Raw genomic sequence first — 21,630 nt, 5'->3', positions numbered from 1 at the left:
GATCCCGGGGACGGGTGGGGATCAGAGCGGCGCCAGGACCACGACCGCGAAGCGGTCCAGCCTGACCTGGGTGTCGTACACGCGGCCGGTCAGCAGATCGGTGCGCGCGGACGGGAGGGGGACGACCGCCGGGGAGCGGCCGTGGTGGAGGAGGAAGAGGAGGTCGCCGCGCGGTACGGCCTCGACGCCCTCGGGGATGCCGGGCAGCGGCGGCGCCAGCCCGGCGTCGTCGGCGGCGCGGCCCAGCAGGGCGCGCAGGGCGGCGGGTTCGGGGAGGGTGGAGACGTACCAGGCGGTGCCGTCGCCGTAGGCGTTGCGGGTGACGGCGGGCAGGCCGTCCAGCTCGCCGCCCTTGATCCGGGCGACGGGTTCGGCGGTGTCCGCCTCCAGGTCCTCGGACCAGAGGGTGCCGGTGAACGGGCCGAGCGAGGGGCTCTCGGCGGTCACGGTCTCGCCCTCGTCCAGCGGCCACCACTCGTGGACGGTCCGCAGGCCCAGGATGTCGCGCAGCCGCTGGTCGACCCCGCCGGGGCGGACCCGGTCGTCCTCGTCGGCGACGCCGGTGAAGAAGCCGCAGACGAGGGTGCCGCCGCCGCGGACGTAACCGGCCAGGTTCTCCAGCGCCTCGTCGGTCAGCAGATACAGATGGGGGACGGCGACCAGGGCGTAGTCGGCGAGGTCGGCGTGCGGATGGGCGAAGTCGGTGGTGAGGTTCTGCTCCCACAGGGCCTGGTGCCAGGCGCGCAGCACCTGGTCGTAGTGGAGCCGGGAGGAGGGACGGCCGTCCTGCACGCTCGCCCACCAGGCGTGCCAGTCGTGCAGGAGCGCGGCCCGGGCGGGGACGTCGCTGCCGACGGCGCCGCCCAGCTCGCGCAGCTGCGCGCCGAGTTCGCGCACCTGGCGGTAGGTGCGGCTGTGCTCCCCGGCGTGGGTGACCATGCCGGAGTGGAACTTCTCGGATCCCTGCCGGGACTGCCGCCACTGGAAGAAGCACACGCCGTCGGCGCCGCGCGCGACGGCCTGCAGCGACCACAGCCGCATCAGCCCCGGCGGCTTGGGGTGGTTGACGCCGCGCCAGTTCACCGGGCCCGCGGCCTGTTCCATCAGCAGCCACGGCCCACCGGCCTGGGAGCGGGTCAGGTCGTGGATCATCGCTCCGTACGCGCCGCCGTGCGGGTCCTTGGGGTCGGGGTAGACGTCGACGGAGACGACGTCCTCCTCGGCGGCCCAGGCCCAGCCGTCCTGGCCGATGAACAGCGGCATGAAGTTGGTGGTGACCGGGATGTGCGGGGTGCGTGCGGCCAGCGCGTCGCGCTCGGCGGTGAAGCACTCCAGCAGCGCGTCGCTGGTGAAGCGGCGGAAGTCCAGCGCCTGCCCGGGGTTGCCCAGGTACTGGGCCCGGCGCGGCGGAATGATCTCCTCCCAGGAGTCGTAGCGCTGGCTCCAGAAGGCGGTCCCCCACGCCTCGTTGAGTGTGTCGAGGCGGCCGTACCTGGTGCGTAACCAGCGGCGGAAGTGGGCGGCGGTGGTGTCGCACCAGCAGTGGGTGCCGTACTCGTTGCCCACGTGCCACATCCGCAGGGCGGGGTGGTCGCCGTAGCGCTCGGCCAGGTCCTCGGTGATCCGCAGCGCGTAGTCGCGGTAGACGGGGGACGAGGCGCAGAACTGGTTCCGCGAGCCGTACCAGACGACCGAGCCGGTCTCGTCGCGCGGCAGGGTCCCGGGGTGGCGGGCGCCCATCCAGGGCGGCGGGGAGGCGGTCGGGGTGGCCAGGCACACCTCGATGCCGCCCTGGTGGAGCAGGTCCATGACCCGGTCGAGCCAGTCGAAGTCACGGGCCCCGGGGCGCGGTTCGAGCGTCGCCCAGGAGAAGACGCCGACCGTGACGGTGGTGACGCCCGCCGCGCGCATCAGCCGGATGTCGTCGTGCCAGACGCTCTCGGGCCACTGCTCGGGGTTGTAGTCGGCACCGTAGAGGACGCGGCCGCGGGTGGCGTCGTTCAGGTCGGGCATACCTGCTCTTTCGGGTCGGTCGGCTGGCGGTACGGGGCGGGCGGCGGTACGGGGCGGGCGGCTCAGCCCTTGACGGCGCCGATGAGCATGCCCTTGGTGAAGTGCTTCTGGACGAAGGGGTAGAGGATCGCGACCGGGATCAGCGCGAGCACCATGACGGCCATCTGGACGGCCAGGCCCGGGATCTGCTGGGTGGCGATCATCTGGGACATGCCCTGCGGCGCCTGCTGTTTGATGACGAGCTGGCGCAGGATCATCTGCAGCGGCCACATCTGCTGGTCGTTGAGGTAGAGCATCGCGTTGAACCACTGGCTCCAGTAGCCGACCGCGTAGAACAGCGACACCACCGCGATCACCGCCCGGGACAGCGGCATCACGATCTGGAAGAGGATCCGCCACTCCCCCGCGCCGTCGATGCGGGCGCTGTCGACCAGCTCGGGCGCGGTGTTCTGGAAGAACGCGCGCAGCACCAGCACGTTGAAGACCGAGATGGCGCTCGGCAGGATCATCGACCAGTAGCTGCCCTCCAGCCCGACCCCGGTGACCAGCAGATACGTGGGGATCAGCCCGGCGTTGAAGAACATCGTGACGAGCAGCAGCATCAGGATCGGCCGGTGCAGGAACGATCCCGACCGGGACAGTCCGTAGGCGCACAGCACGGAGACGACGGTGCTGATCGCGGTGCCCACGGCGGTGAGCGCGAGGCTGACGAGCGTCGCGCGGGTGACCGTGCCGCCGCTCAGCAGCTCGGTGTAGGCCCGGAAGGTGATCGTCTCGGGGACGATGACCAGCCCGCCCGCGTCGGTGATGGTCCTCTGGTCGGAGAGGCTGGTGACGATCACCACCCACAGCGGGCCGAGGATCGCCAGGCACACCCCGGTGAGGGTGAGGCCCTTGAGCCCCTGGCCGACCTTGCCGGGCTCCTCCTCCCACACCGGGCGCTTCTCCCCGCCGCGGCGGCGCAGGGGCTGCCCGGAGGGCGTCGCGGCGGGGGCGGCGGGCCGCTCGGTCACGGTCACTTCCGGCGTCATTTCCGGTAAACCCCCTGCTCGCCGAGCATATGGGCGACTTTGTTGGCGATCAGCACCAGGACGAGGCTGAAGACGCCCTTGATCAGGCCGCCCGCGGCGGCGATCCCGTAGTCCGTATTGGCGATGCCGACCCACCACACATAGGTGTCGAAGACCTCCGAGGCGCCCGGCCCCACCGCGTCCCGCTGGAGCAGGATCTGCTCGAAGCCGACGGTCAGCGCGTCGCCGACGCGCAGCACCAGCAGCAGGGCGATCACCGGGCGCAGCGCGGGCAGCGTGACGTGCCACATCCGGCGCCAGCGGCCCGCGCCGTCCGCGGCGGCCGCCTCGTACAGGTCCTGGTTGACGGCGGACAGCGCGGCCAGGAAGACGATCACGCCCCAGCCCGCGTCCTTCCACACCAGCTGGGCGGTGACCAGGAACTTGAAGACGCCCGGGTCGGTCATCAGGTCGAAGCCCTCGTACCCGTGGGAGCGCAGCCGCTGGGAGAGGAGCCCGGCGCCGCCGAGCATCTGCTGGAAGATCGTGATGACCAGCACCCAGGAGAAGAAGTGCGGCAGGTACAGGATCGACTGCACCAGGCCCCGGATCCGGTCGCTGAGCACGCTGTTGAGCAGCAGCGCGAGCGCGACCGGCACCGGGAAGAACAGCACCAGCTGGAGGAAGGTGATGCTGAGGGTGTTGGCGAAGGCGTCCCAGAAGCGGCTGTCCTCGAAGAGCAGGGTGAAGTTGTCGAACCCGACCCAGGGGCTGGTCCACAGCCCCTGGGTGAACGGGTCGTAGTCCTTGAAGGCGACGGTGGTCCACAGCAGCGGGACGTAGGTGAACAGCACGAGCAGCCCCACGGTGGGGGCCGTCATCAGCAGCAGGGCGCGGTCGCGGCGCAGCCGGTGCCACCACCGGACGCCGTCCCCGCGGCGGCCGCGGGGCTCCGTGCGGTCGCCGGTCGCCGTGCGGTCGCGGGGATTCCGGTCGCGGAGGTCCACCGCCATCAGGCGCCGCTGCCGTTCTCTTCCAGGAGCTTGGCGTACCAGTCGCGGAGCCGGTCGCCGCCGCCGCTGCGCCAGTCGCTGATCGCCCGCTGGGCGTCCTTGACCGACTTGCGGCCGCGGGTGACGTCCTTGGCCAGGTCCTCGAAGGGGGTGTAGAGGGAGGCGTACCGGTTGGGCTCCTGGATCTGCATGCCGTAGAAGAGCGGCTTCTTCGCGAACTCGCCCATGCGCCGCATCCAGCCGCAGTAGTCCTTGACCATCTGCGGGAAGTCCGGGTAGGCGACGCTGGCCTGCGGGGACGCGATGAAGCGGTAGGTGTCCTGGACGTCCCGTACGCCGGTGGCGTTCTTGACCGGGAGGCCGTTCTTCAGGGTGTGGTGCACGCCTTCGACGCCGTAGTCGATGAGGCGCTGTTCCTTGGTGCCGAAGGGCGCGGCGATGAAGTTGGCGAGGGCGAGGATTTCCTCGATCCGCTCCTTGGAGAGGCTCTTGTTGAGGAAGGACCAGATCTGGGCGGGCGGGTCGAGATAGATGACCGGGTCGCCGCCGTCGGGGCCGAACCAGTCCATTCCCTGGATCTTGAAATCGGGGTTGGGCCCGGCCTGTTCGAAGGTGGCGCCGTACCATTTGGCGTCACCGTCGTTGTAGATGAGGGTCTGGCCGGAGGTGAAGCGGGTCAGCGCGTCATTGGCCTTGCCCGCGATGGCGTCGGGATGGACATAGCCCTTGGCGAAGAGCTTTCGGCACCACTCCAGCGCCTCCAGATAGTTGTCGGTCTCCACCTTGTGGACGAGCTTCCCGTCCTTCTCCACCCAGTAGTACGGCTTTTCACCGGGGCAGCCGAAGAATCGCTGCGCCGACCACCACATGTCGTCGCAGGCCCACACCTTGCTCTTCGGCCGGGTGATCTCCTTGGCGAGGGCGAGGAATTCGTCCGGGCTCTTCGGGACCTGATATCCGTTCTTCTCGAAGAGGTCTTCGCGGTAGTACGGGATGACCCCGGCGAGCGGGCGGGAGGACATCGGCAGACCGCGGAGCTTGCCGCCGAAGACGGAAATCTGCCAGGCGGCGGTGGGAATGGCGGCCAGGTTGGGGTATTTCTTGACCTTGTCCCCGGAGAGATACGGGCCGAGGTCGGCGAATTTGGCGCTGACCGCGCCATGGATCTTTCCGCCCATCTCCCACAGCGGAATCATCACGATGTCGGCGATGTCGCCGGAGGCGAGGACCGCGCTCAGCTTTTCACCGTAGGTGTTGCCGTCCTGCGGCTGGAGTTTGATCGTCGCGCCGAGCGCGTCGTCGACCGCCTTGTAATAGGCGTTGTTCTTGGGCGGCGGAGTGCCCCACAGCGGCTCGAACATGGTGAAGCTGCCGCCGTGGCCGGGCTTGCCCTTCACGGAGGCGACCAGGGCGGCGGGGGGCGGGGCCTTGGTGTATCCGGGGCTGGAGCCGTTGACACTCGGAATATCCGGGTCCGCCACCTTCGAGGCCACATAGGTCGGCAGCAGCTTCTTCAAGTCCTTGCCGGAGGTGGTTCCGCTCTTGTTCCCGCCGTCCTCCGTGGAGCACGCGGACAACAGCGGAACGCCTCCCGTCACGGCCGCCGCGGCGACCGCCGTGGAGGCCAGGAAGGTTCTCCGGCTGGGAGGGGAAGTGGAGGCCGAAGCCTGGGAGTTCGGCATTGCGTCAACCCTTCGTGGCGAGCCCGCCGTACGACCGATGGTCGAAGCGCTTCGATATTGCGCTGAGATTAAGTCGGGGGGTCGGGGCGCGCAAGGGCCGGGCGGGAAAGAGTCGTTGAGGGTCCGTGGATTCCCGCATCCTCACAACCGGGTGGCGGAAAAGGGATGTTGAGCCGCCGGAACTCGCCGAGCCTTGACAGGACGGACTCCGACCCTCAGCATCGAAGCGCTTCGAATCCCATCTCCGACCTCCGCGAGGAGACCCGTGAGCGGTTGCGAGCCCGGTGAGCCGACGACCCGTCCGCCCTTCCGCGATCCCCGGCTGCCGGTCGGCGCCCGCGTGGACGATCTGCTCGCCCGGCTGACGCCCGACGAGCGGATCGCGATGCTCCACCAGTACGCCCCCGCGGTGGAACGGCTCGGCCTCGCCGCCTTCCACACCGGGCAGGAGGCGCTGCACGGCGTCGCCTGGATGGGACCGGCGACGGTGTTCCCGCAGGCCGTCGGGCTCGGCGCCACCTGGAGCCCGGACCTGCTGCGGCGGATCGGCGAGGCGGTCGGCACCGAGGTACGGGCCATGCGCGCCCGCGAGCCCCTGGTCGGGCTCAACGTGTGGGCGCCGACGGTCAATCTGCTCCGTGATCCGCGCTGGGGCCGCAACGAGGAGGGGTACGCCGAGGACCCGTACCTCACCTCCGCCCTGGCCGCCGCGTACACCCGCGGCCTGCGCGGCGACCACCCGGACCGCTGGCGCACCGCCCCCGTCCTCAAGCACTGGCTGGCGCACAACAACGAGACCGCCCGCGACACCACGTCGTCCTCCGTGCGGCCGCGCGTCCTGCACGAGTACGACCTCGCGGCCTTCCGCGGCGCGGTGCGGGCGGGCGCGGTGGCCGGGGTGATGCCCGCGTACAACCTGGTCAACGGGCGGCCCAATCATGTCTCCCCGTATCTGCGGGAGCACTTGCGCACCTGGACCGACCGGGAGCTGGTGGTCTGCTCGGACGCGGGCGCGCCCTCCAACCTGGTCGACTCCGAGCACTACTTCGACACCCACGAGGAGGGCGCGGCGGCCGCCCTGCTGGCCGGGGTGGACAGCTTCACCGACCACGACCAGGACGCCTCGAAGACGATCGGCCGGGTGCGGGGCGCGCTGGAGCGCGGGCTCATCGACGCGTCCGCCGTCGACACGGCGGTGCGGCGGCTGCTGACGATGCGGTGCGCGCTGGGCGAGTTCGACGGGGCGGACGATCCGTACGCCGACCCGCGCGGCACCGGTTTCGACACGCCCGCGCACCGGGCGCTCGCCCTGGAGGCCGCCGAACAGGCCGTCGTCCTGCTGAAGAACGACGGCCTGCTGCCGCTGTCGGCGTCCGCCACCGGCACCCTGGCCGTGGTCGGCCCGCTCGCCGACGAGTGCAAACTCGACTGGTACAGCGGCAGTCTGCTGCGCCGCAGCTCGCCGCGGGAGGCGCTGGCCGCGCGGCTCGGCGCGGACCGGGTGGTGTTCGCGGAGGGGACGGACACCGTACGGCTGCGCGCCGCGGCGGGCTGGGTGCGGGTGCCGCCCGGGGACGCGGCGGAGGAGCGGGGGCGGGAGGCGTCGCGGGAGGCGTCGCGGGAGGCGTCGCTCAACCCGGCGCATACCGCGGGACGCACCGATCTGCCGCCGCTGACCCTCGGCGACACCCCCACCGACCTGGCCCTGGCCGACTGGGGCGGGGGCGTGTGCACGCTGCGCGCCCCCTCCGGCCGCTATCTGACGGTCGCCGACGACGGCTTCGTGCGCGCCGCCGCCGAGCAGCCCGGGGGCTGGGTCGTCCAGGAGACGTTCGCGCTGGAGCGGCACGGTGACGGACATCTCCTCAGACACGGCGGGACGGGCGGGTATGTCTGTGTCGCCGCCGAGGGCCTGAAGGTTGCCGACCGGTCCCGGGCCGAGGTCTTCCACCGCGAGGTCGTCGAACGCGGCGAGGACGCCGTCGCGCGCGCCGCCTCCGGCGCCGACGCGGTCGTCGTCGTCCTGGGCAACGATCCGCACATCAACGGCCGCGAAACCGAGGACCGCACCACCCTCGCCCTGCCCGCCGGACAGGACCGGCTGTGGCGCGCGGCCCACGCCGCCAACCCGCGCACCGCACTGGTGCTGACCAGTAGCTATCCGTACGCCGTCGGGGACGCGGCCGACGCGCTGCCCGCCCTGCTGTGGGCCGCGCACGGCGGCCAGGCGGCGGGAGACGGGCTGGCCCGGGTGCTGTTCGGCGACGTCTCACCGGCCGGGCGGCTGCCGCAGACCTGGTACGCGTCCGAGGACGAGCTGCCGGATCTGCTGGACTACGACATCATCGCCTCCCGCGCCACCTACCTCTACTTCGACGGCGCCCCGCTCTTCCCCTTCGGGCACGGCCTGTCGTACACCCGCTTCGGCTACGACGGCCTGTCGGTGCGGCAGACGGGGGACGGGGCGCTGGCCGTCGAGTGCACGGTCACCAACTCCGGCCCGTGCGACGGCGACGAGGTGGTGCAGATCTACGCGAGCGCCCCGGGGGCGCGCGTACCGCGCCCGCACCGACGGCTGATCGCCCACCGCCGGGTGACCTTGCGCCGGGGCGAGATGCTGCGGCTGTTCTTCACCGTGCCGGTGGCCGAGGCGCTGGGGTTCTGGGACGTGGCCCACGGCCGCTGGACCGTCGACCCGGGCCGTTACGAGATCCACGCGGGCGCCTCCAGCGCGGACATCCGCCGCACCGCCGACCTCACCCTCGACGGCCCGCCGCCCGCCCCGCGCCCGGTACTGACGCACGGGCTGGCGGCCGCGGACTACGACGCGGCGGACGGCACGCTGCTCGTCGACCGCACCAAGGCCCGCGGCGACGCGGTGGCCTGCGGCGACGAGGCGGTCGGCCGACTGCTCTTCCGCACCTGCGACTTCGGCGCGGGCGCGGCGGAGGTCACCGTCGAGGCGGCCCTCGAGGGGGCGGAGGCGGCGACGGTGGAACTGCACCTCGCCGACGGTACGCCCGTGGCCACCGTCGCCGTCCCGCCCACCGGCGGCCGCTACGCGTACGCCACGGTCCGCACCGGCCCGGCCACCTCCCCGACCGGCGTGCACGACCTCCACGTCACGCTGCGCGGGGCCCTCCGGCTGGCCCGCCTCGGCTTCTCCGGCTGAGGGTCCGGAAGAAGCCCGGGGCGGGCCACGGGGTTGCTTGTTACAGGTCGATCCCGGTGAGGACCATGACCCGCTCGTACGTGTAGTCCTCCATCGCGAACCGCACGCCCTCGCGCCCCACGCCGGACTTCTTGGCGCCTCCGTACGGCATCTGGTCGGCCCGGTACGACGGCACATCGCCGACGATCACACCGCCGACCTCCAGCGCGCGGTGCGCGCGGAACGCGGTCTGCACATCGCGGGTGAAGATGCCGGTCTGCAGCCCGTACTTGGAGTCGTTGACGGCCGCGAACGCCGCCTCCTCGTCCGCCGCCCGCTGGACGGTGAGCACCGGGCCGAAGACCTCCTCGCAGGAGAGCGTGACGTCCGAGGGCACGTCCGCGAGCACCGTCGGGGCGTAGCTCGCGCCCTCGCGCTTGCCGCCGGTCAGCAGCTTCGCACCGGCCTGGACCGCCTCGTCCACCCAGGACTCGACGCGCTTGGCCGCGTCCTCGTTGACCAGCGGGCCGACATCGGTCGCGTCATCGGACGGATCGCCGGTGACCTGCGCCTCGACGGCCGCGACGACCTTCGGCAGCAGCCGCTCGTACAGGGACGCGTCCGCGATCACCCGCTGCACGGAGATGCAGGACTGGCCGCCCTGGTAGTTGGAGAACGTGCCGATGCGGGTGGCCGCCCAGTCGAGGTCGGCGTCGGAGGCGTAGTCCGACAGGACGACCGCCGCGCCGTTGCCGCCCAGCTCCAGCGTGCAGTGCTTGTGCGGCACGGACGCCTGGATCGCGTAGCCGACCTTGTCCGAACCGGTGAAGGAGATGACCGGCAGCCGCTCGTCCTGGACCAGCGCGGGCATCTGGTCGTTCGGCACCGGCAGCACGCTCCAGGAACCCGCCGGAAGCTCCGTCTCGGCGAGCAGCTCGCCGAGGATCAGCGCGGACAGCGGGGTCGCGGGCGCGGGCTTGAGGATGATCGGCGCGCCGACGGCGAGGGCCGGGGCGACCTTGTGCGCGCACAGGTTCAGCGGGAAGTTGAACGGCGCGATGCCGAGCACGGTGCCCCGCGGGAAGCGGCGGGTCAGCGCGAGCCGCCCCTCACCACCGGCGTCGGTGTCCAGCCGCTGGGCCTCGCCGCCGTTGAACCGGCGGGCCTCCTCCGCCGCGATACGGAAGACGGAGACGGCACGGCCGACCTCGCCGCGCGCCCACTTCATGGGCTTGCCGTTCTCGTCCGAGATCAGCCGGGCGATCTCTTCGGTGCGCTCGGCGAGCCGTCGCGACACCTGGTCGAGGGCGGCGGCCCGCACGTGCGCGGGCGTCGCGGCGAACTCCGCGCGCACGGCCTCGGCGGCCGCCACGGCCTCCTCGATCTGTGCCTCGGTGGGAACGCTCACCGCGCCGACGCGTCGGCCGTCCCACGGCGACGTGACCTCGAGCGTGCTCTCGCCCGTCGCCTCGCGGCCGGCGAGCCAGAACGCATGGGTGACAGCTTCGTTTGTGTCTGGCACAGCGGATCCCGACCCTTCTGAAGTGGTGGGGTGATGGTGCGGATGTCTCTCGCCTCCCACCGTAGGCGCGCGGGGCACGCGGCGCTTTTGTCCGGGGCGGCGCAGTCGGCGCCCGCATCGCACCGCAATGGTGTGTCCCCTGTTTTTGGCGTGCCCTGTGTTCTTCAGGGTGACTTCAGCGTGGGCGTCGCCGGGGCCGTGGCCTTCAGGGCCAGCCAGAGTTCCATCCGGACGTCCGGGTCGTCGAGGGAGCGGCCGAGGATCTCCTCCACGCGGCGCATCCGGTAGCGCAGGGTGTGCCGGTGGACGCCCAGGTCGGCGGCGGCCGCGTCCCACTGGCCGTGCCGGGACAGCCAGGCGCGCAGCGAGGCGACCAGGTCGCCGCGGCCCGTCGCGTCGTGGTCGTGCAGGGCGCGCAGCATGCCGTCGGCGAAGGCCCGTACGGCGTCGTCGGCGAGCAGCGGCAGCAGCGAACCCGCCGCGACGTGCTCGTGCTCGACGAGCACCCGGCCGCGCCGCCGGGCCACCGACAGGGCCTGCTCCGCCTGCCGGTAGGCGGCCGCGGCCGCGATCGGGCCCGCCGGGGCGGACAGGCCGACGACCAGGTCGCCGCCCTGGGACGCGGCGGCGCCGCGGTCGCGGGGGCGGGTCGCCGTACCGCGGCGCGTCTCGATCCCCTCGGCGTGCTCCGTACAGACGGCGACCGCGGCCCCGCCGTCCGGGGCCAGCACGATCAGCCGCTCGCCGTCGGGCACGACGAGCACCGCCTCGCCGGTACGGGCCGCGGCCGCCTCCATGGCGTCCACGAGCGCGCCGAGGGGGTCGGCGCGGTCGGGGTCGCCCGGCGTGGCTCCGCCGCCGGTGTCGGCGTCCGCGGACGTCTCGGCCGCCGTCTCGTCGGCGGCGTATGCCGCGTGCGACCCGTGCGATGCCTGCGATGTCTGGGCACCGCCGCTCGGTACCGCCTCCGCGACCAGCATCCGGAACGGGGCGTCCAGCAGCCCCCCGTACAGCCGCCCGGCCACCGCCCGGGCATGGTCCGGCTCCCCCGCCAGCAGCATCCGCAGGACGGCGGTGCCCAGCCGCTGCTCGGCCTCCCGCAGGGCCCGGGAACGCTCGGTCGTCAGGGTCAGCAGCGCCACGGCGGAGTGGACGGCGTACCGCTCGGCGGTCCCCAGCGGCGCCGCGGTACCGACCGCGAGGACGCCCCGGGTACGGCGCCCCGTACCCAGCGACTGCAGCTCCACCCGGTCCGTCGCCTCGTCGCCCGCCTCCGCGCCGCCCCCGCCGACCACCACGCTCGCCGGGGCGGGCCGTGCGCGCAGCCGCTCGGCATCGGCGGTGTGGCGGGCGGCGCGGCGGGCCGCCCAGTCGGGGGCGGCGACCACGCAGCCGGAGGCGTCGTAGAGCGCCGCCCAGCCATCGACGTGTGCGGCGAGCCGGGCGAGCAGCGCGGCGGGCCCCTCGGCGCCGAGCGCGGCGCGCGTCAGCTCACGCTGCGCCTCGAACCCGGCGGTCACCGCGCGGTACTGGTCGGCGGCTATCGCCGCCGAGACGGCCTTGCTGATGGCGATGAAGGGCGTACGGCGCGGCACCACGAGCAGCGGCAGCCCCTCCTCCTTCGCCGCGGCCACGAGCGCCGCCGGCACCTCGTCGTAGGCGACACCCATCGCGAAGCCCAGCCCCACCACCCCCGCGGCGGCCAGCCGCCGGACGTAGCGGGCCATCTCGTCCGGGTCCTCGGCGGCCAGCTTCATCGCGGTGGTGAGCAGCAGCTCACCGCCCTCCATGTACGGCACCGGGTCGGCCAGCTCGCTGACATGGGCCCAGCGCACCGGCCTCTCCAGCCGGTCCTCTCCCGCGAGGACGGACAGCTTGAGCGCGGTGTGGTGGACGAGTGAGGCGAGCGTGGGAGGCATGGCACCTTCGATGCGGATGCGACGACGAATGCGACTTCACCGTCCCGTATGAACGGCTACTGCCGATTCTGCCTCAATGGACGAATCCGTGGTATCCGCGCCGTACCGCCGCCTGGTCGCTCAGCCGCGCAGGTCCACCAGCACCGGCGGCCCACCCTCACCCCGCACCGACGTCACGGACAGCACCGCGTGCCCGGCGGGGACCGAATGCGCCAGCTCCGAGGCGGACCAGCGCTCGCGCTCCACCTTCCGCACCGTCACGGACTGGGTGGTGACGGCCTTCCCCGTCACCACCTTGCGGATGAAGTGCAGGACCTTGGTGAACGGCTCGTCCGAGATGATCTGCCGGTCGGTGACGTCCCGGGTCTCGACCCACTCCGTCCCCCACACCTCCGCGAACCGGGCCCCGTCCCATGTCGTCACCCCGGCGCAGGCCATCCGGCAGCCGACCGCCCCCAGCAGCGCGCTGCGCAGCGCCTCGGGGACGTCGTCGAGGGTGCGGAGGGTGAGCACCGCGCCCGCGTGGGCGGCGCGGAGGCGCTGGACACCGCGCAACGCCTCGGGGGTGATGGTGTGCGACGCGTCGTCCAGGACCAGGCAGGCGAAGAGCGACCGGTCGGCGCGGCCCACGGCGCACTCGGTGAACTGCGCGAGCACGAGACGGGCCAGCATGCGGGACGCCTCGGCGTGCCCGCGCTCCGGCAGATCGATCCGGACCCGCAACGGGTGTTCGAGAGCGCGGAGGGAGAACGGCCGACGGCCGCCGGTGGTGTCGAAGAAGTCGGCGAACGCGGGCCGGTCCAGCAGCGCGATCCGGTCCGCCAGCAGGGCGCCCACGTCCCCGGCCGCGCCGGACTGCCGCACCCGCGCCTCCAGCTCCCGCGCCTGCGCCCGCTCCCCCGCCGCGTCGAGCGCCTCGCGCAGCGCGCCGACCGCCGTCTTCGCGCCGTCCAGCAGCTCGCGCAGCTCCGGCACGGACGGGAAGCGGCCGTGAGCGGCGCGGTAGGGGCCGAGGAGCTGGGCCAGCGCCGTGGCTGCCCGTCGGCTGTCGCCGCCGGGCAGCGAGGCGGCCATGTCGCCGATCAGCGCCTCGGCGAGGATGCCCGCGGCTTCGTCGGGGTCCGTGGTGCCGCCGTAGAGGTCGAGGTCGTACACGGAGTCGGGGCGGCCGATCTTCACGACGACGTCGAACGCCTCGTCGGGCCCCAGACCCGCCCCGGCCGCCCCCACGGCCACCACCGCGACCCGCCCGGCGAGCGCCTGCAGACACAGCGACTCCACGACGGGCCGCACCAGCCGCCCGGTCTTCCCCGACCCGGGCGGCCCGACGGCGAGCAGCGAGGTCCCCAGCACCTCGGGGTCGAGCGCGAGCCCGGTGCCGCGGTGCTGGTAGGGATTGCGCAGATCGTCGATGGCGGTCCCGAGACGGACCTGGCGGGCGAGCAGATCGTGCTCGGCCGTGCGCGCGGGCAGGTCCCGGGCGCCGGACGGATGGCCGTGCGAGGCGGCGCCGTGGCGCAGCACGGTGTCGGTGAACGCGGCGAGCGAATTGCGTCCGGCGCGCACGGACTGCCAGGCGTGCTCGATCCGCGCGTGATCGACGTCGTTCATCGCCCCGGCCCGCGCCTCGGCCGCCAGCCGATCAGCCGCCCCGTGCGCCCCGGCGGCCCGCAGATGCGGCCACTCGACGGGATCGGCCTCGGGCCGACTCGGCTCGGCCGCCGCGTCCGTCTCGTCCCAGGCCCGCCGGAAGAGGGGCGTGACGTAGCGGCGCCAGACCTCACCCCAATGCCCGACACGGCCGAAGAGGACGGCGATGGCGCACACGAAAATGCCGTAGTAGATGTACGTCGCGATGACGTAAGCACGGTCACCGTTCTGCACCCACGAGTCGGGGGTGAACAGATCCAGCGGCCACAGCCAGTAGCCGCCGAGGTATCCGTTCCAGAGCAGTGACCACACCAGCCACCCGCAGAGCCCGGCGATCAGCGCGCCGCTGATCAGACGTCGCCCGGGAATCCGGTCCGGATCCTCCGGTGGCTTGGGCCTGTACCCATACGTCCACACCCCCGGCCCAGCCCCCTCCGCTCGCGCGGTACGCAGCCAGGCGACGAAAGACGGCCGCGCGCCCGGGGCCGTCGCGGGCGGGGACGTGGGCGCGCCCGGCGGCATCGGCGGCGGCACCGCCGGGGCGGCCGGGGCCGCCGGAGGCACCCGGGGCGGGGATGGGGGGCGGGGTGGGGGGGTGGGTTGCGTGTTGCGGGAGTCGAACGTGCCCTCGGTGTCCATCTGCTACCCCTTGCCCCCTGACGGCTGTGCCTCTGCGTTTCGCGCCACCGCGCCATCGCTCAATCTAGTGTTCCCGCCCGGGGAGTTCAGCGACCCCACCGGGGTGGCACCTCACGACGTGCCGGAACGGCGCCCGGGCCGCGGCTATGTCCGTCGCGGACAACGCACCACACGCACTGCTCCCGAACGGAACATGCCGCTTCGCTCGCCGCGCGCCTAGCCTGCGAGTAAAGCCCCTGTCACGCCCCTTTCTTTCCGTGGAGTACCTCATGACCGAACTGTCCGGAGGCCCGTCCCTCCCCCAGGAGCGTCGCGTCGTCACCGCGATTCCCGGCCCGAAGTCGCAGGAGCTGCTCGCCCGTAAGACCGCGGCGGTCGCCGGCGGCGTGGGCAGCGTGCTGCCGGTCTTCACGGTGCGTGCGGGCGGCGGGGTGATCGAGGACGTGGACGGCAATTCGCTGATCGACTTCGGTTCCGGCATCGCCGTGACCTCGGTCGGCTCCAGCGCCGAGGCCGTGGTGCGCCGGGCGTCGGCGCAGCTGGCGGACTTCACCCACACCTGTTTCATGGTGACCCCGTACGAGGGGTACGTGGAGGTCTGCGAGGAGCTGGCGCGGCTCACGCCGGGCGATCACGCCAAGAAGTCGGCGCTGTTCAACTCGGGCGCCGAGGCGGTCGAGAACGCGGTGAAGATCGCCCGCGCGCACACCAAGCGCCAGGCGGTCGTCGTGTTCGATCACGGCTACCACGGCCGGACCAACCTCACCATGGCGCTCACCGCGAAGAACATGCCGTACAAGCACGGCTTCGGCCCCTTCGCGCCCGAGGTCTACCGGGTTCCGGTCGCCTACCCCTACCGCTGGCTGACGGGCCCGGAGAACTGCGCCGAGGAGGCCGCGGCCCAGGCCATCGACATGATCAGCAAGCAGGTCGGGGCGGAGAACGTGGCCGCGATCGTCATCGAGCCGGTCCTCGGCGAGGGCGGCTTCATCGAACCGGCCAAGGGCTTCCTGCCGAAGATCGCCGAGTTCGCGAAGGACAACGGCATCGTCTTCGTCGCGGACGAGATCCAGTCCGGCTTCTGCCGCACCGGCCAGTGGTTCGCGTGCGAGGACGAGGACATCGTCCCGGACCTGATCACCACCGCAAAGGGCATCGCTGGCGGCCTTCCGCTGGCCGCCGTGACCGGCCGCGCCGAGATCATGGACGCGGCGCACTCCGGCGGCCTCGGCGGCACCTACGGCGGCAACCCGGTGGCGTGCGCGGCGGCGCTGGGCGCGATCGAGACGATGCGCGAGCTGGACCTCAACGCGAAGGCCAAGCGCATCGAGGAGGTCATGAAGGGCCGCCTGTCCGCGATGCAGGAGAAGTACGACATCATCGGCGACCTCCGGGGCCGCGGGGCGATGATCGCCATCGAGCTGGTGAAGCCGGGCACCAAGGACCCGAACCCGGAGGCGACGGCGGCCGTCGCCAAGGCCTGCCACGCCGCGGGCCTGCTGGTTCTGACCTGCGGTACGTACGGGAACGTGCTGCGTTTCCTGCCGCCGCTGGTGATCGGCGAGGCCCTGCTGAACGAGGGGCTGGACGTCCTCGAGGGAGCCTTCGCCGAGCTGTGACGGTGCCGGTGACTGTGGGTGGTTCGTCGGGAGCGTGAAGAAGATGTGCGGGGCCCATGACAGGTGGGTGATCGGCCTGTCCGACAGCCTCTCGCTGCCGTACGGTCATTCCAGATGAGAGAAACACCCCGCTCGCAGGGGACTGCGGGCGATGCCGAGCCGGCGCTTCCCCAGCTCCGACCCGGCTGTGCCCTCGCGCACACCACTGGAGCCTCCGGCTCCGGATCTCCTCACCGATCGGACGGCCGCCCGCCCCAAACCCCCCGGGGCGAGCGGCACACCGATCGCCACGTCGGCCCCGGAACCACCCCCCCTGTTCCGGGGCCGACGTCTTTCTTCCTCCGCGCGTTCGCGCTCCCCCTGGCACTGCTGGCGGCGTTCGCGCTGTGCGCCTGGCAGGTCGCCGCCCATGGTCCGCTGCGTACGTTCGACGAGCGGCTCGGCCGCGCGGTCGCCGGATCGCCGCTCCCCTCCCCCGTCGCGGAGTTCTTCGCCGACCTCGGCAATACGGCGGTGGCGCTCCCGGTCCTCGGTCTCGCGCTCGTCTGCGCGGCGTGGCGTGACCCGGCGCACGCCCCGGCGCGTACCCCGGCCGCGCGCCGGTGGCCGGGGCCGCTGGCGGCCGCGCTGGCGATGGCGGCGGTCCCGGCCCTGATCGTGCCGCTCAAGGCGCTGATGGACCGCCCGGGTCCGCCCGGCCCGCTGGCCGGCGCGACCGGGTTCTTCCCGTCGGGCCACGCCGCGACGGCCGCCGTCGCCTATGGCGCGGCGGCCGTGCTGCTGCTCCCCCGCCTTCGCGGGCGACCGCGGGGGTGGCTGATCGCCGCCGTCGTCCTGCTCAACCTCGCGGTGGGGGCGGGACTGGTCCGCAGGGCGTACCACTGGCCGCTGGATGTGGCCGGGAGCTGGTGTCTGTGCGGCTGTCTGCTGTGGGCGGTGTTCCGGATACGCGAACGAGGCGGCGGGCGCACGCCCTGACGCCCGGGCCTCAGCTGTCGAAGCCCAGCCCGACCCGGTCCATCGCCTTCAGCCACAGATTGCGCCGTCCCCCGTTGGCGTCGGCCCGGCTCATCGACCACTGGGTGAGGCCGATCCCCGCCCAGCGGACCGGTTCCGGCGGGAACGGCAGCGGCTTGCTGCGCACCATCTCCAGCCGGGTCCGCTCGGTGTGCTCGCCGGACAGCAGGTCGAGCATCACCTCCGCGCCGAAGCGGCTCGCGCCGACGCCGAGGCCGGTGTACCCGAGGGCGTAGGCGACGCGTCCGCCGTGTGCGCTGCCGAAGAACGCGGAGAAGCGCGAGCAGGTGTCGATCGCGCCGCCCCAGGCATGGCTGAACCGCACGCCCTCCAGCTGCGGGAAGCAGCGGAAGAAGTGCTGGGCGAGGGTGCGGTAGGTGGCCGGGTGATGGTCGTATTCGGCGCGCACCCCGCCGCCGTAGCGGTAGACGATGTCGTAGCCGCCCCACAGGATGCGGTGGTCGGCGGTGAGGCGGAAGTAGTGGAAGTGGTTGGCGGTGTCGCTGAGGCCCTGCCGCCGCTGCCAGCCGATCGCGGCGAGCTGCGCGTCGGTCAGCGGCTCGGTCATCAGGGCGTGGTCGTAGACGGGGACGATGTACGGGCGGACGCGGCGGACCAGGGCCGGGAAGGCGTTGGTGGCCAGCGCGACCTGACGTGCCCGTACCCGGCCGTAGGGGGTGCGCACCAGCATCCCGGAGGTTCCCGTTCCGGATCCCGACCCCGACCCCGGTCCCGACCCCGATCCCGATCCCGTTCCGGCGCGGCTCAGCTGCTCGGCGGGGGTGTGTTCGTAGATCCGTACGCCCAGCTCGGCGCAGGCCCGTTTGAGGCCCCAGGCGAGCTTGGCGGGGTGCAGCATGGCCACGCCCCGGCGGTCCCAGAGCCCGGCGAGGAAGGTGGGCGAATCGACCTCGGCGCGCACCGCGTCACGGTCCAGGAACTCGGGCTCCGTGACGCCGAGTGCGGCGGCCTGGGCGGCGGTTTCGCGCAGCTCGGCGATCTGGTGGGGCCGGGTGGCGACGTCGATCTCCCCGGTGCGCTCGAAGTCGCAGTCGATGGCGTAGCGGGCGACGGCGGCTTCGATCTCGTCCAGGTTGCGGTGGCCGAGCCGTTCCAGTTCGGTCAGTTCACCGGGCCAGCGGGCGGCGCCGTTGCCGAGGCCGTGGGTGAGGGAGGCGGCGCAGAAGCCGCCGTTGCGGCCGGAGGCGGCCCAGCCGGTCTCCTGGCCCTCGACCAGGACCACGTCGCGGCCGGGGTCGCGCTCCTTGGCGACCAGGGCGGTCCACAGCCCGCTGTAGCCGCCGCCGACGACGAGCAGGTCGCAGCGCTCGTCGCCGACCAGGGCGGGGTTCGGGCGGGGCCGTCCGGGGCCGTCCAGCCAGTACGGGGTGTAGGCGACGTCGGCGAGGGCTTCCAGGACGGGCGGTCCGGGAGCGTCGCTGTCTCCGGGAGGGCGGGGCATGGCGTCTGCGGCCATGGGGTGTCAGCTCCTCTTGCGGCGGGCGCCGGCCAGCTGACCGGCGAGGACGCACAGCACCGCGAGGGCGAACATCGCCGTCCCGATCACATTGATCTGGACGGGGGTGCCGCGCTGCGCGGATCCCCACACGAACATGGGGAAGGTCACGGTGGATCCGGCGTTGAAGTTGGTGATGATGAAGTCGTCGAAGGAGAGCGCGAAGGACAGCAGCGCACCGGCGGCGATACCGGGGGCGGCGATCGGCAGGGTGACGCGCAGGAACGTCTGCGCCGGGGAGGCGTAGAGGTCCTGGGCGGCCTGTTCCAGCCGGGGGTCCATGCTCATGACGCGTGCCTTGACGGCGGTGACGACGAAGCTCAGGCAGAACATGATGTGGGCGATGAGGATCGTCCAGAGGCCGAAGCCGACGCCCATGTTGAGGAAGAGCGTGGCGAGGGAGGCGGCCATGACGACCTCGGGCATCGCCATCGGGAGGAAGATCAGGCTGTTGACCGCGGGGCGGGCCCGGAAGCGGTAGCGGGCCAGCGCGAAGGCGATCATCGTGCCGAGGACGGTCGCGCCGAGCGTGGCCCACACGGCGAGCCGCAGGCTCAGGCCGAGCGAGCCGCACAGGTCGGAGACGCCGCACGGATCGGTCCAGGCGTCGGTGGAGAACCGCTGCCACGCGTAGTTGAAGCGGCCGTTCGGCTTGTTGAACGAGAAGACCAGGACGACGACGTTCGGCAGGATCAGATACGCGAGGGTGGCGAGGCCCGCGAGGACCACCAGGTTGCGCCGTATCCAGCGGATGAGGGCCATCAGACGAGATCCTCCGTCCCGGACTTGCGGATGTAGACGGTGACCATCGCGAGGATCGCCGCCATGAGGAGGAAGGACAGCGCGGCGGCCGTCGGATAGTCGAGTACCCGCAGGAACTGCGACTGGATGACGTTGCCGATCATTTTCTGGTCGGTGGAGCCCAGCAGCTCGGCGTTGATGTAGTCGCCCGCGGCCGGGATGAAGGTGAGCAGGGTGCCCGCGACGACGCCCGGCATGGACAGCGGGAAGGTGACCTTGCGGAAGACCGTGACGGGGCGGGCGTAGAGGTCGCGGGCGGCCTCGTGCAGCTGGCCGTCTATGCGCTCCAGTGAGGTGTAGAGCGGAAGGATCATGAAGGGCAGGAAGTTGTACGTCAGCCCGCAGACCACGGCGAGCGGGGTGGCCAGCACCCGCTGCCCCTCGGTGATCCCCAGCCCGCTGGTCACGTCCAGGACGTGCAGGGAGTTCAGCGCCCCCACCACCGGGCCGCCGTCGGCCAGGATCGTCTTCCAGGCGAGGGTGCGGATCAGGAAGCTGGTGAAGAACGGCGCGATGACCAGGATCATGAGCAGATTGCGCCAGCGGCCCGCCCGGAAGGCGATGACGTACGCGAGCGGATAGCCGAGCAGCAGACACAGCCCGGTGGCGGTGGCCGCGTACAGCACCGAGCGCAGGAACTGCGGGGCGTACTCGGTGAGTGCGTCCCAGTAGGTCTGGACGTGCCAGGTGACCTTGAAGCCCTCTTCGAGGGAGCCGGTCTGGACGGAGGTCGACGCCTGGTAGACGAGCGGGGCGGCGAAGAAGACCAGCAGCCACAGGATGCCGGGGAGCAGCAGCCAGTAGGGAACGAGCCGCTTGCGTACGGCGGGTTTACGGGGCGCTTCGGGGGCCGGGGCGCGCGTCTCCGTGGCCGTCACGCCGCCTCCCCGCCGGTGCCGGGGCCGTCAGTACCGGAACCGTCGGTGCCCGCATCCGTGCCCGCGGCGATGCCCTGGGCCGGGTCGAGGCCGAAGGTGTGCGCCGGGTTCCAGTGCAGGACGACCTCGGCCCCGGGGACGAGCCGGGGGTCGCGCTCGATGTTCTGCTCGTAGACGGCCAGCTCGGCGCCGTCCGGGGTGGCCACGACGTACTGCGTGGAGACGCCGATGAAGCTGGAGTCCACGATGCGGCCGGTCATCCGGTTGCGGGTCGCGGGGACGGCGTCGGGGTCCTCGGCGGGGGTGAGGGAGATCTTCTCCGGGCGCACCCCGACCAGCACCGGGGCGCCGGTGCGGACGGCGGCGCGGCATCGCCCGGCGGGCAGGGTGAGCCTGCCCCCGGCGGCCGTGAGCAGGAGATCGCCGCCGCTCTTGTCGGTGATCTCGGCCTCGATGAGGTTGGAGGTGCCGAGGAAGTTGGCGACGAAGGTGGTGCCCGGGCTCTCGTACAGCTCGGCCGGGGCGCCCAGCTGCTCGACGCGGCCGCCGTTCATGACCGCGACCGTGTCGGCCATGGTCATGGCCTCCTCCTGGTCGTGGGTGACATGGACGAAGGTGATGCCGACCTCGGTCTGGATGCGCTTGAGTTCCAGCTGCATCTGGCGGCGCAGCTTGAGGTCGAGGGCGCCCAGGGGCTCGTCGAGGAGCAGCACCCGGGGGTGGTTGATCAGTGCGCGGGCGAGGGCGACGCGCTGCTGCTGGCCGCCGGAGAGCTGCTGCGGCCTGCGGCGGGCGAAGTCGCCGAGCTGGACGAGGTCCAGCATCTCCCCGACCTGCTTCTTGACGGACTTGATGCCGCGTCTGCGGAGCCCGAAGGCGACGTTCTCGTAGATGTCGAGGTGCGGGAAGAGGGCGTAGCTCTGGAAGACGGTGTTGACGGGCCGCCGGTGCGGCGGGAGGGCGGTGATGTCGTCCCCGGCCAGCCGGACGGTGCCGGTGGTGGGCTCCTCCAGCCCGGCGATCATGCGCAGGGTGGTGGTCTTGCCGCAGCCGGAGGCGCCGAGCAGGGCGAAGAAGGAGCCGACGGGTATGTGCAGATCGAGCGGGTGGACGGCGGTGAAGGACCCGTAGGCCTTGCTGATCCCGTCGAGCCGGACGTCGCCGCCGCTGGTGGTGGGCTGGGTCATGGGTGGGCTTCCT

Annotated in this window: 14 protein-coding genes; 3 read left to right on the top strand and 11 right to left on the bottom strand. The window is 72.3% G+C overall.

Going from position 1 to position 21,630, the window contains the following annotated elements:
* Window positions 1-21: 21 nt before the first annotated feature.
* The 4 genes from ACZ59A_RS13940 to ACZ59A_RS13925 all read right to left on the bottom strand — a co-directional run bounded on the left by ACZ59A_RS13940 (window position 22) and on the right by ACZ59A_RS13925 (window position 5,718).
* On the bottom strand, window positions 22-2,013 hold the full coding sequence (locus ACZ59A_RS13940) for a beta-galactosidase (protein WP_470957671.1): 1,992 nt from the start codon (window positions 2,011-2,013) through the stop codon (window positions 22-24).
* A 62-nt stretch (window positions 2,014-2,075) separates the two neighbouring features.
* Window positions 2,076-3,044: a carbohydrate ABC transporter permease gene (locus tag ACZ59A_RS13935; RefSeq protein WP_470957669.1), complete on the bottom strand. Its 969-nt coding sequence runs from the start codon at window positions 3,042-3,044 to the stop codon at window positions 2,076-2,078.
* Window positions 3,041-4,036, bottom strand: coding sequence for an ABC transporter permease (locus ACZ59A_RS13930; protein ID WP_470957666.1), 996 nt, complete (start codon window positions 4,034-4,036; stop codon window positions 3,041-3,043). Before ACZ59A_RS13930 ends, ACZ59A_RS13935 begins: the two co-directional genes overlap by 4 nt.
* Entirely contained in the window at window positions 4,036-5,718 is a 1,683-nt protein-coding gene (locus ACZ59A_RS13925; RefSeq protein ID WP_470957663.1) for an extracellular solute-binding protein, read from the bottom strand. The genes ACZ59A_RS13930 and ACZ59A_RS13925 overlap by 1 nt, the downstream gene beginning before the upstream one ends.
* A 265-nt stretch (window positions 5,719-5,983) precedes the next feature.
* On the opposite strand from ACZ59A_RS13925, the gene ACZ59A_RS13920 reads away from it, so the two are divergent.
* Entirely contained in the window at window positions 5,984-8,890 is a 2,907-nt protein-coding gene (locus ACZ59A_RS13920; protein WP_470957660.1) for a glycoside hydrolase family 3 C-terminal domain-containing protein, read from the top strand.
* 40 nt (window positions 8,891-8,930) lie between these two features.
* On the opposite strand, the gene ACZ59A_RS13915 is transcribed toward ACZ59A_RS13920, so the two are convergent.
* From ACZ59A_RS13915 to ACZ59A_RS13905, 3 genes are all read right to left on the bottom strand, one after another.
* Complete coding sequence (locus ACZ59A_RS13915; RefSeq protein WP_470957657.1) at window positions 8,931-10,391, bottom strand: aldehyde dehydrogenase family protein; 1,461 nt, start codon at window positions 10,389-10,391, stop codon at window positions 8,931-8,933.
* A gap of 164 nt (window positions 10,392-10,555) precedes the next feature.
* Window positions 10,556-12,310 carry a PucR family transcriptional regulator gene (locus tag ACZ59A_RS13910; RefSeq protein WP_470957655.1) on the bottom strand — a complete coding sequence of 585 codons (1,755 nt, stop codon included), beginning with the start codon at window positions 12,308-12,310 and terminating at the stop codon, window positions 10,556-10,558.
* 120 nt (window positions 12,311-12,430) lie between these two features.
* Entirely contained in the window at window positions 12,431-14,599 is a 2,169-nt protein-coding gene (locus tag ACZ59A_RS13905) for a type IV secretory system conjugative DNA transfer family protein (protein WP_470957652.1), read from the bottom strand.
* 269 nt (window positions 14,600-14,868) lie between these two features.
* On the opposite strand from ACZ59A_RS13905, the gene gabT reads away from it, so the two are divergent.
* Both gabT and ACZ59A_RS13895 read left to right on the top strand, forming a co-directional pair.
* Complete coding sequence (gene gabT / locus ACZ59A_RS13900; RefSeq protein WP_470957649.1) at window positions 14,869-16,218, top strand: 4-aminobutyrate--2-oxoglutarate transaminase; 1,350 nt, start codon at window positions 14,869-14,871, stop codon at window positions 16,216-16,218.
* Window positions 16,219-16,332: 114 nt separating this feature from the next.
* Window positions 16,333-17,196, top strand: coding sequence for a phosphatase PAP2 family protein (locus ACZ59A_RS13895; RefSeq protein WP_470957647.1), 864 nt, complete (start codon window positions 16,333-16,335; stop codon window positions 17,194-17,196).
* A gap of 10 nt (window positions 17,197-17,206) precedes the next feature.
* On the opposite strand, the gene ACZ59A_RS13890 is transcribed toward ACZ59A_RS13895, so the two are convergent.
* The 4 genes from ACZ59A_RS13890 to ACZ59A_RS13875 are packed head-to-tail and all read right to left on the bottom strand — an operon-like array spanning window position 17,207 to window position 21,617.
* Window positions 17,207-18,712: an NAD(P)/FAD-dependent oxidoreductase gene (locus ACZ59A_RS13890; RefSeq protein WP_470957643.1), complete on the bottom strand. Its 1,506-nt coding sequence runs from the start codon at window positions 18,710-18,712 to the stop codon at window positions 17,207-17,209.
* A gap of 6 nt (window positions 18,713-18,718) precedes the next feature.
* Window positions 18,719-19,513 carry an ABC transporter permease gene (locus ACZ59A_RS13885; RefSeq protein ID WP_470957641.1) on the bottom strand — a complete coding sequence of 265 codons (795 nt, stop codon included), beginning with the start codon at window positions 19,511-19,513 and terminating at the stop codon, window positions 18,719-18,721.
* Entirely contained in the window at window positions 19,513-20,430 is a 918-nt protein-coding gene (locus ACZ59A_RS13880) for an ABC transporter permease (RefSeq protein WP_470957638.1), read from the bottom strand. Before ACZ59A_RS13880 ends, ACZ59A_RS13885 begins: the two co-directional genes overlap by 1 nt.
* Window positions 20,427-21,617 carry an ABC transporter ATP-binding protein gene (locus ACZ59A_RS13875; protein ID WP_470957635.1) on the bottom strand — a complete coding sequence of 397 codons (1,191 nt, stop codon included), beginning with the start codon at window positions 21,615-21,617 and terminating at the stop codon, window positions 20,427-20,429. Before ACZ59A_RS13875 ends, ACZ59A_RS13880 begins: the two co-directional genes overlap by 4 nt.
* Between the last annotated feature and the right edge of the window lie 13 nt (window positions 21,618-21,630).

The organism is Streptomyces sp. NPDC040405 (assembly GCF_055595765.1).
Note: the sequence above shows the minus strand (reverse complement) of the source record. Positions and strands in the feature narration are given on the sequence as shown.

Coding starts and splice junctions, on each gene's coding strand:
- ACZ59A_RS13885 (WP_470957641.1), bottom strand. CDS start 19,513: ATGGCCCTCATCCGCTGGATACGGCGCAACCTGGTGGTCCTCGCGGGC.
- ACZ59A_RS13875 (WP_470957635.1), bottom strand. CDS start 21,617: ATGACCCAGCCCACCACCAGCGGCGGCGACGTCCGGCTCGACGGGATC.
- ACZ59A_RS13890 (WP_470957643.1), bottom strand. CDS start 18,712: ATGGCCGCAGACGCCATGCCCCGCCCTCCCGGAGACAGCGACGCTCCC.
- ACZ59A_RS13930 (WP_470957666.1), bottom strand. CDS start 4,036: ATGGCGGTGGACCTCCGCGACCGGAATCCCCGCGACCGCACGGCGACC.
- gabT (WP_470957649.1), top strand. CDS start 14,869: ATGACCGAACTGTCCGGAGGCCCGTCCCTCCCCCAGGAGCGTCGCGTC.
- ACZ59A_RS13895 (WP_470957647.1), top strand. CDS start 16,333: ATGAGAGAAACACCCCGCTCGCAGGGGACTGCGGGCGATGCCGAGCCG.
- ACZ59A_RS13905 (WP_470957652.1), bottom strand. CDS start 14,599: ATGGACACCGAGGGCACGTTCGACTCCCGCAACACGCAACCCACCCCC.
- ACZ59A_RS13910 (WP_470957655.1), bottom strand. CDS start 12,310: ATGCCTCCCACGCTCGCCTCACTCGTCCACCACACCGCGCTCAAGCTG.
- ACZ59A_RS13925 (WP_470957663.1), bottom strand. CDS start 5,718: ATGCCGAACTCCCAGGCTTCGGCCTCCACTTCCCCTCCCAGCCGGAGA.
- ACZ59A_RS13935 (WP_470957669.1), bottom strand. CDS start 3,044: ATGACGCCGGAAGTGACCGTGACCGAGCGGCCCGCCGCCCCCGCCGCG.
- ACZ59A_RS13940 (WP_470957671.1), bottom strand. CDS start 2,013: ATGCCCGACCTGAACGACGCCACCCGCGGCCGCGTCCTCTACGGTGCC.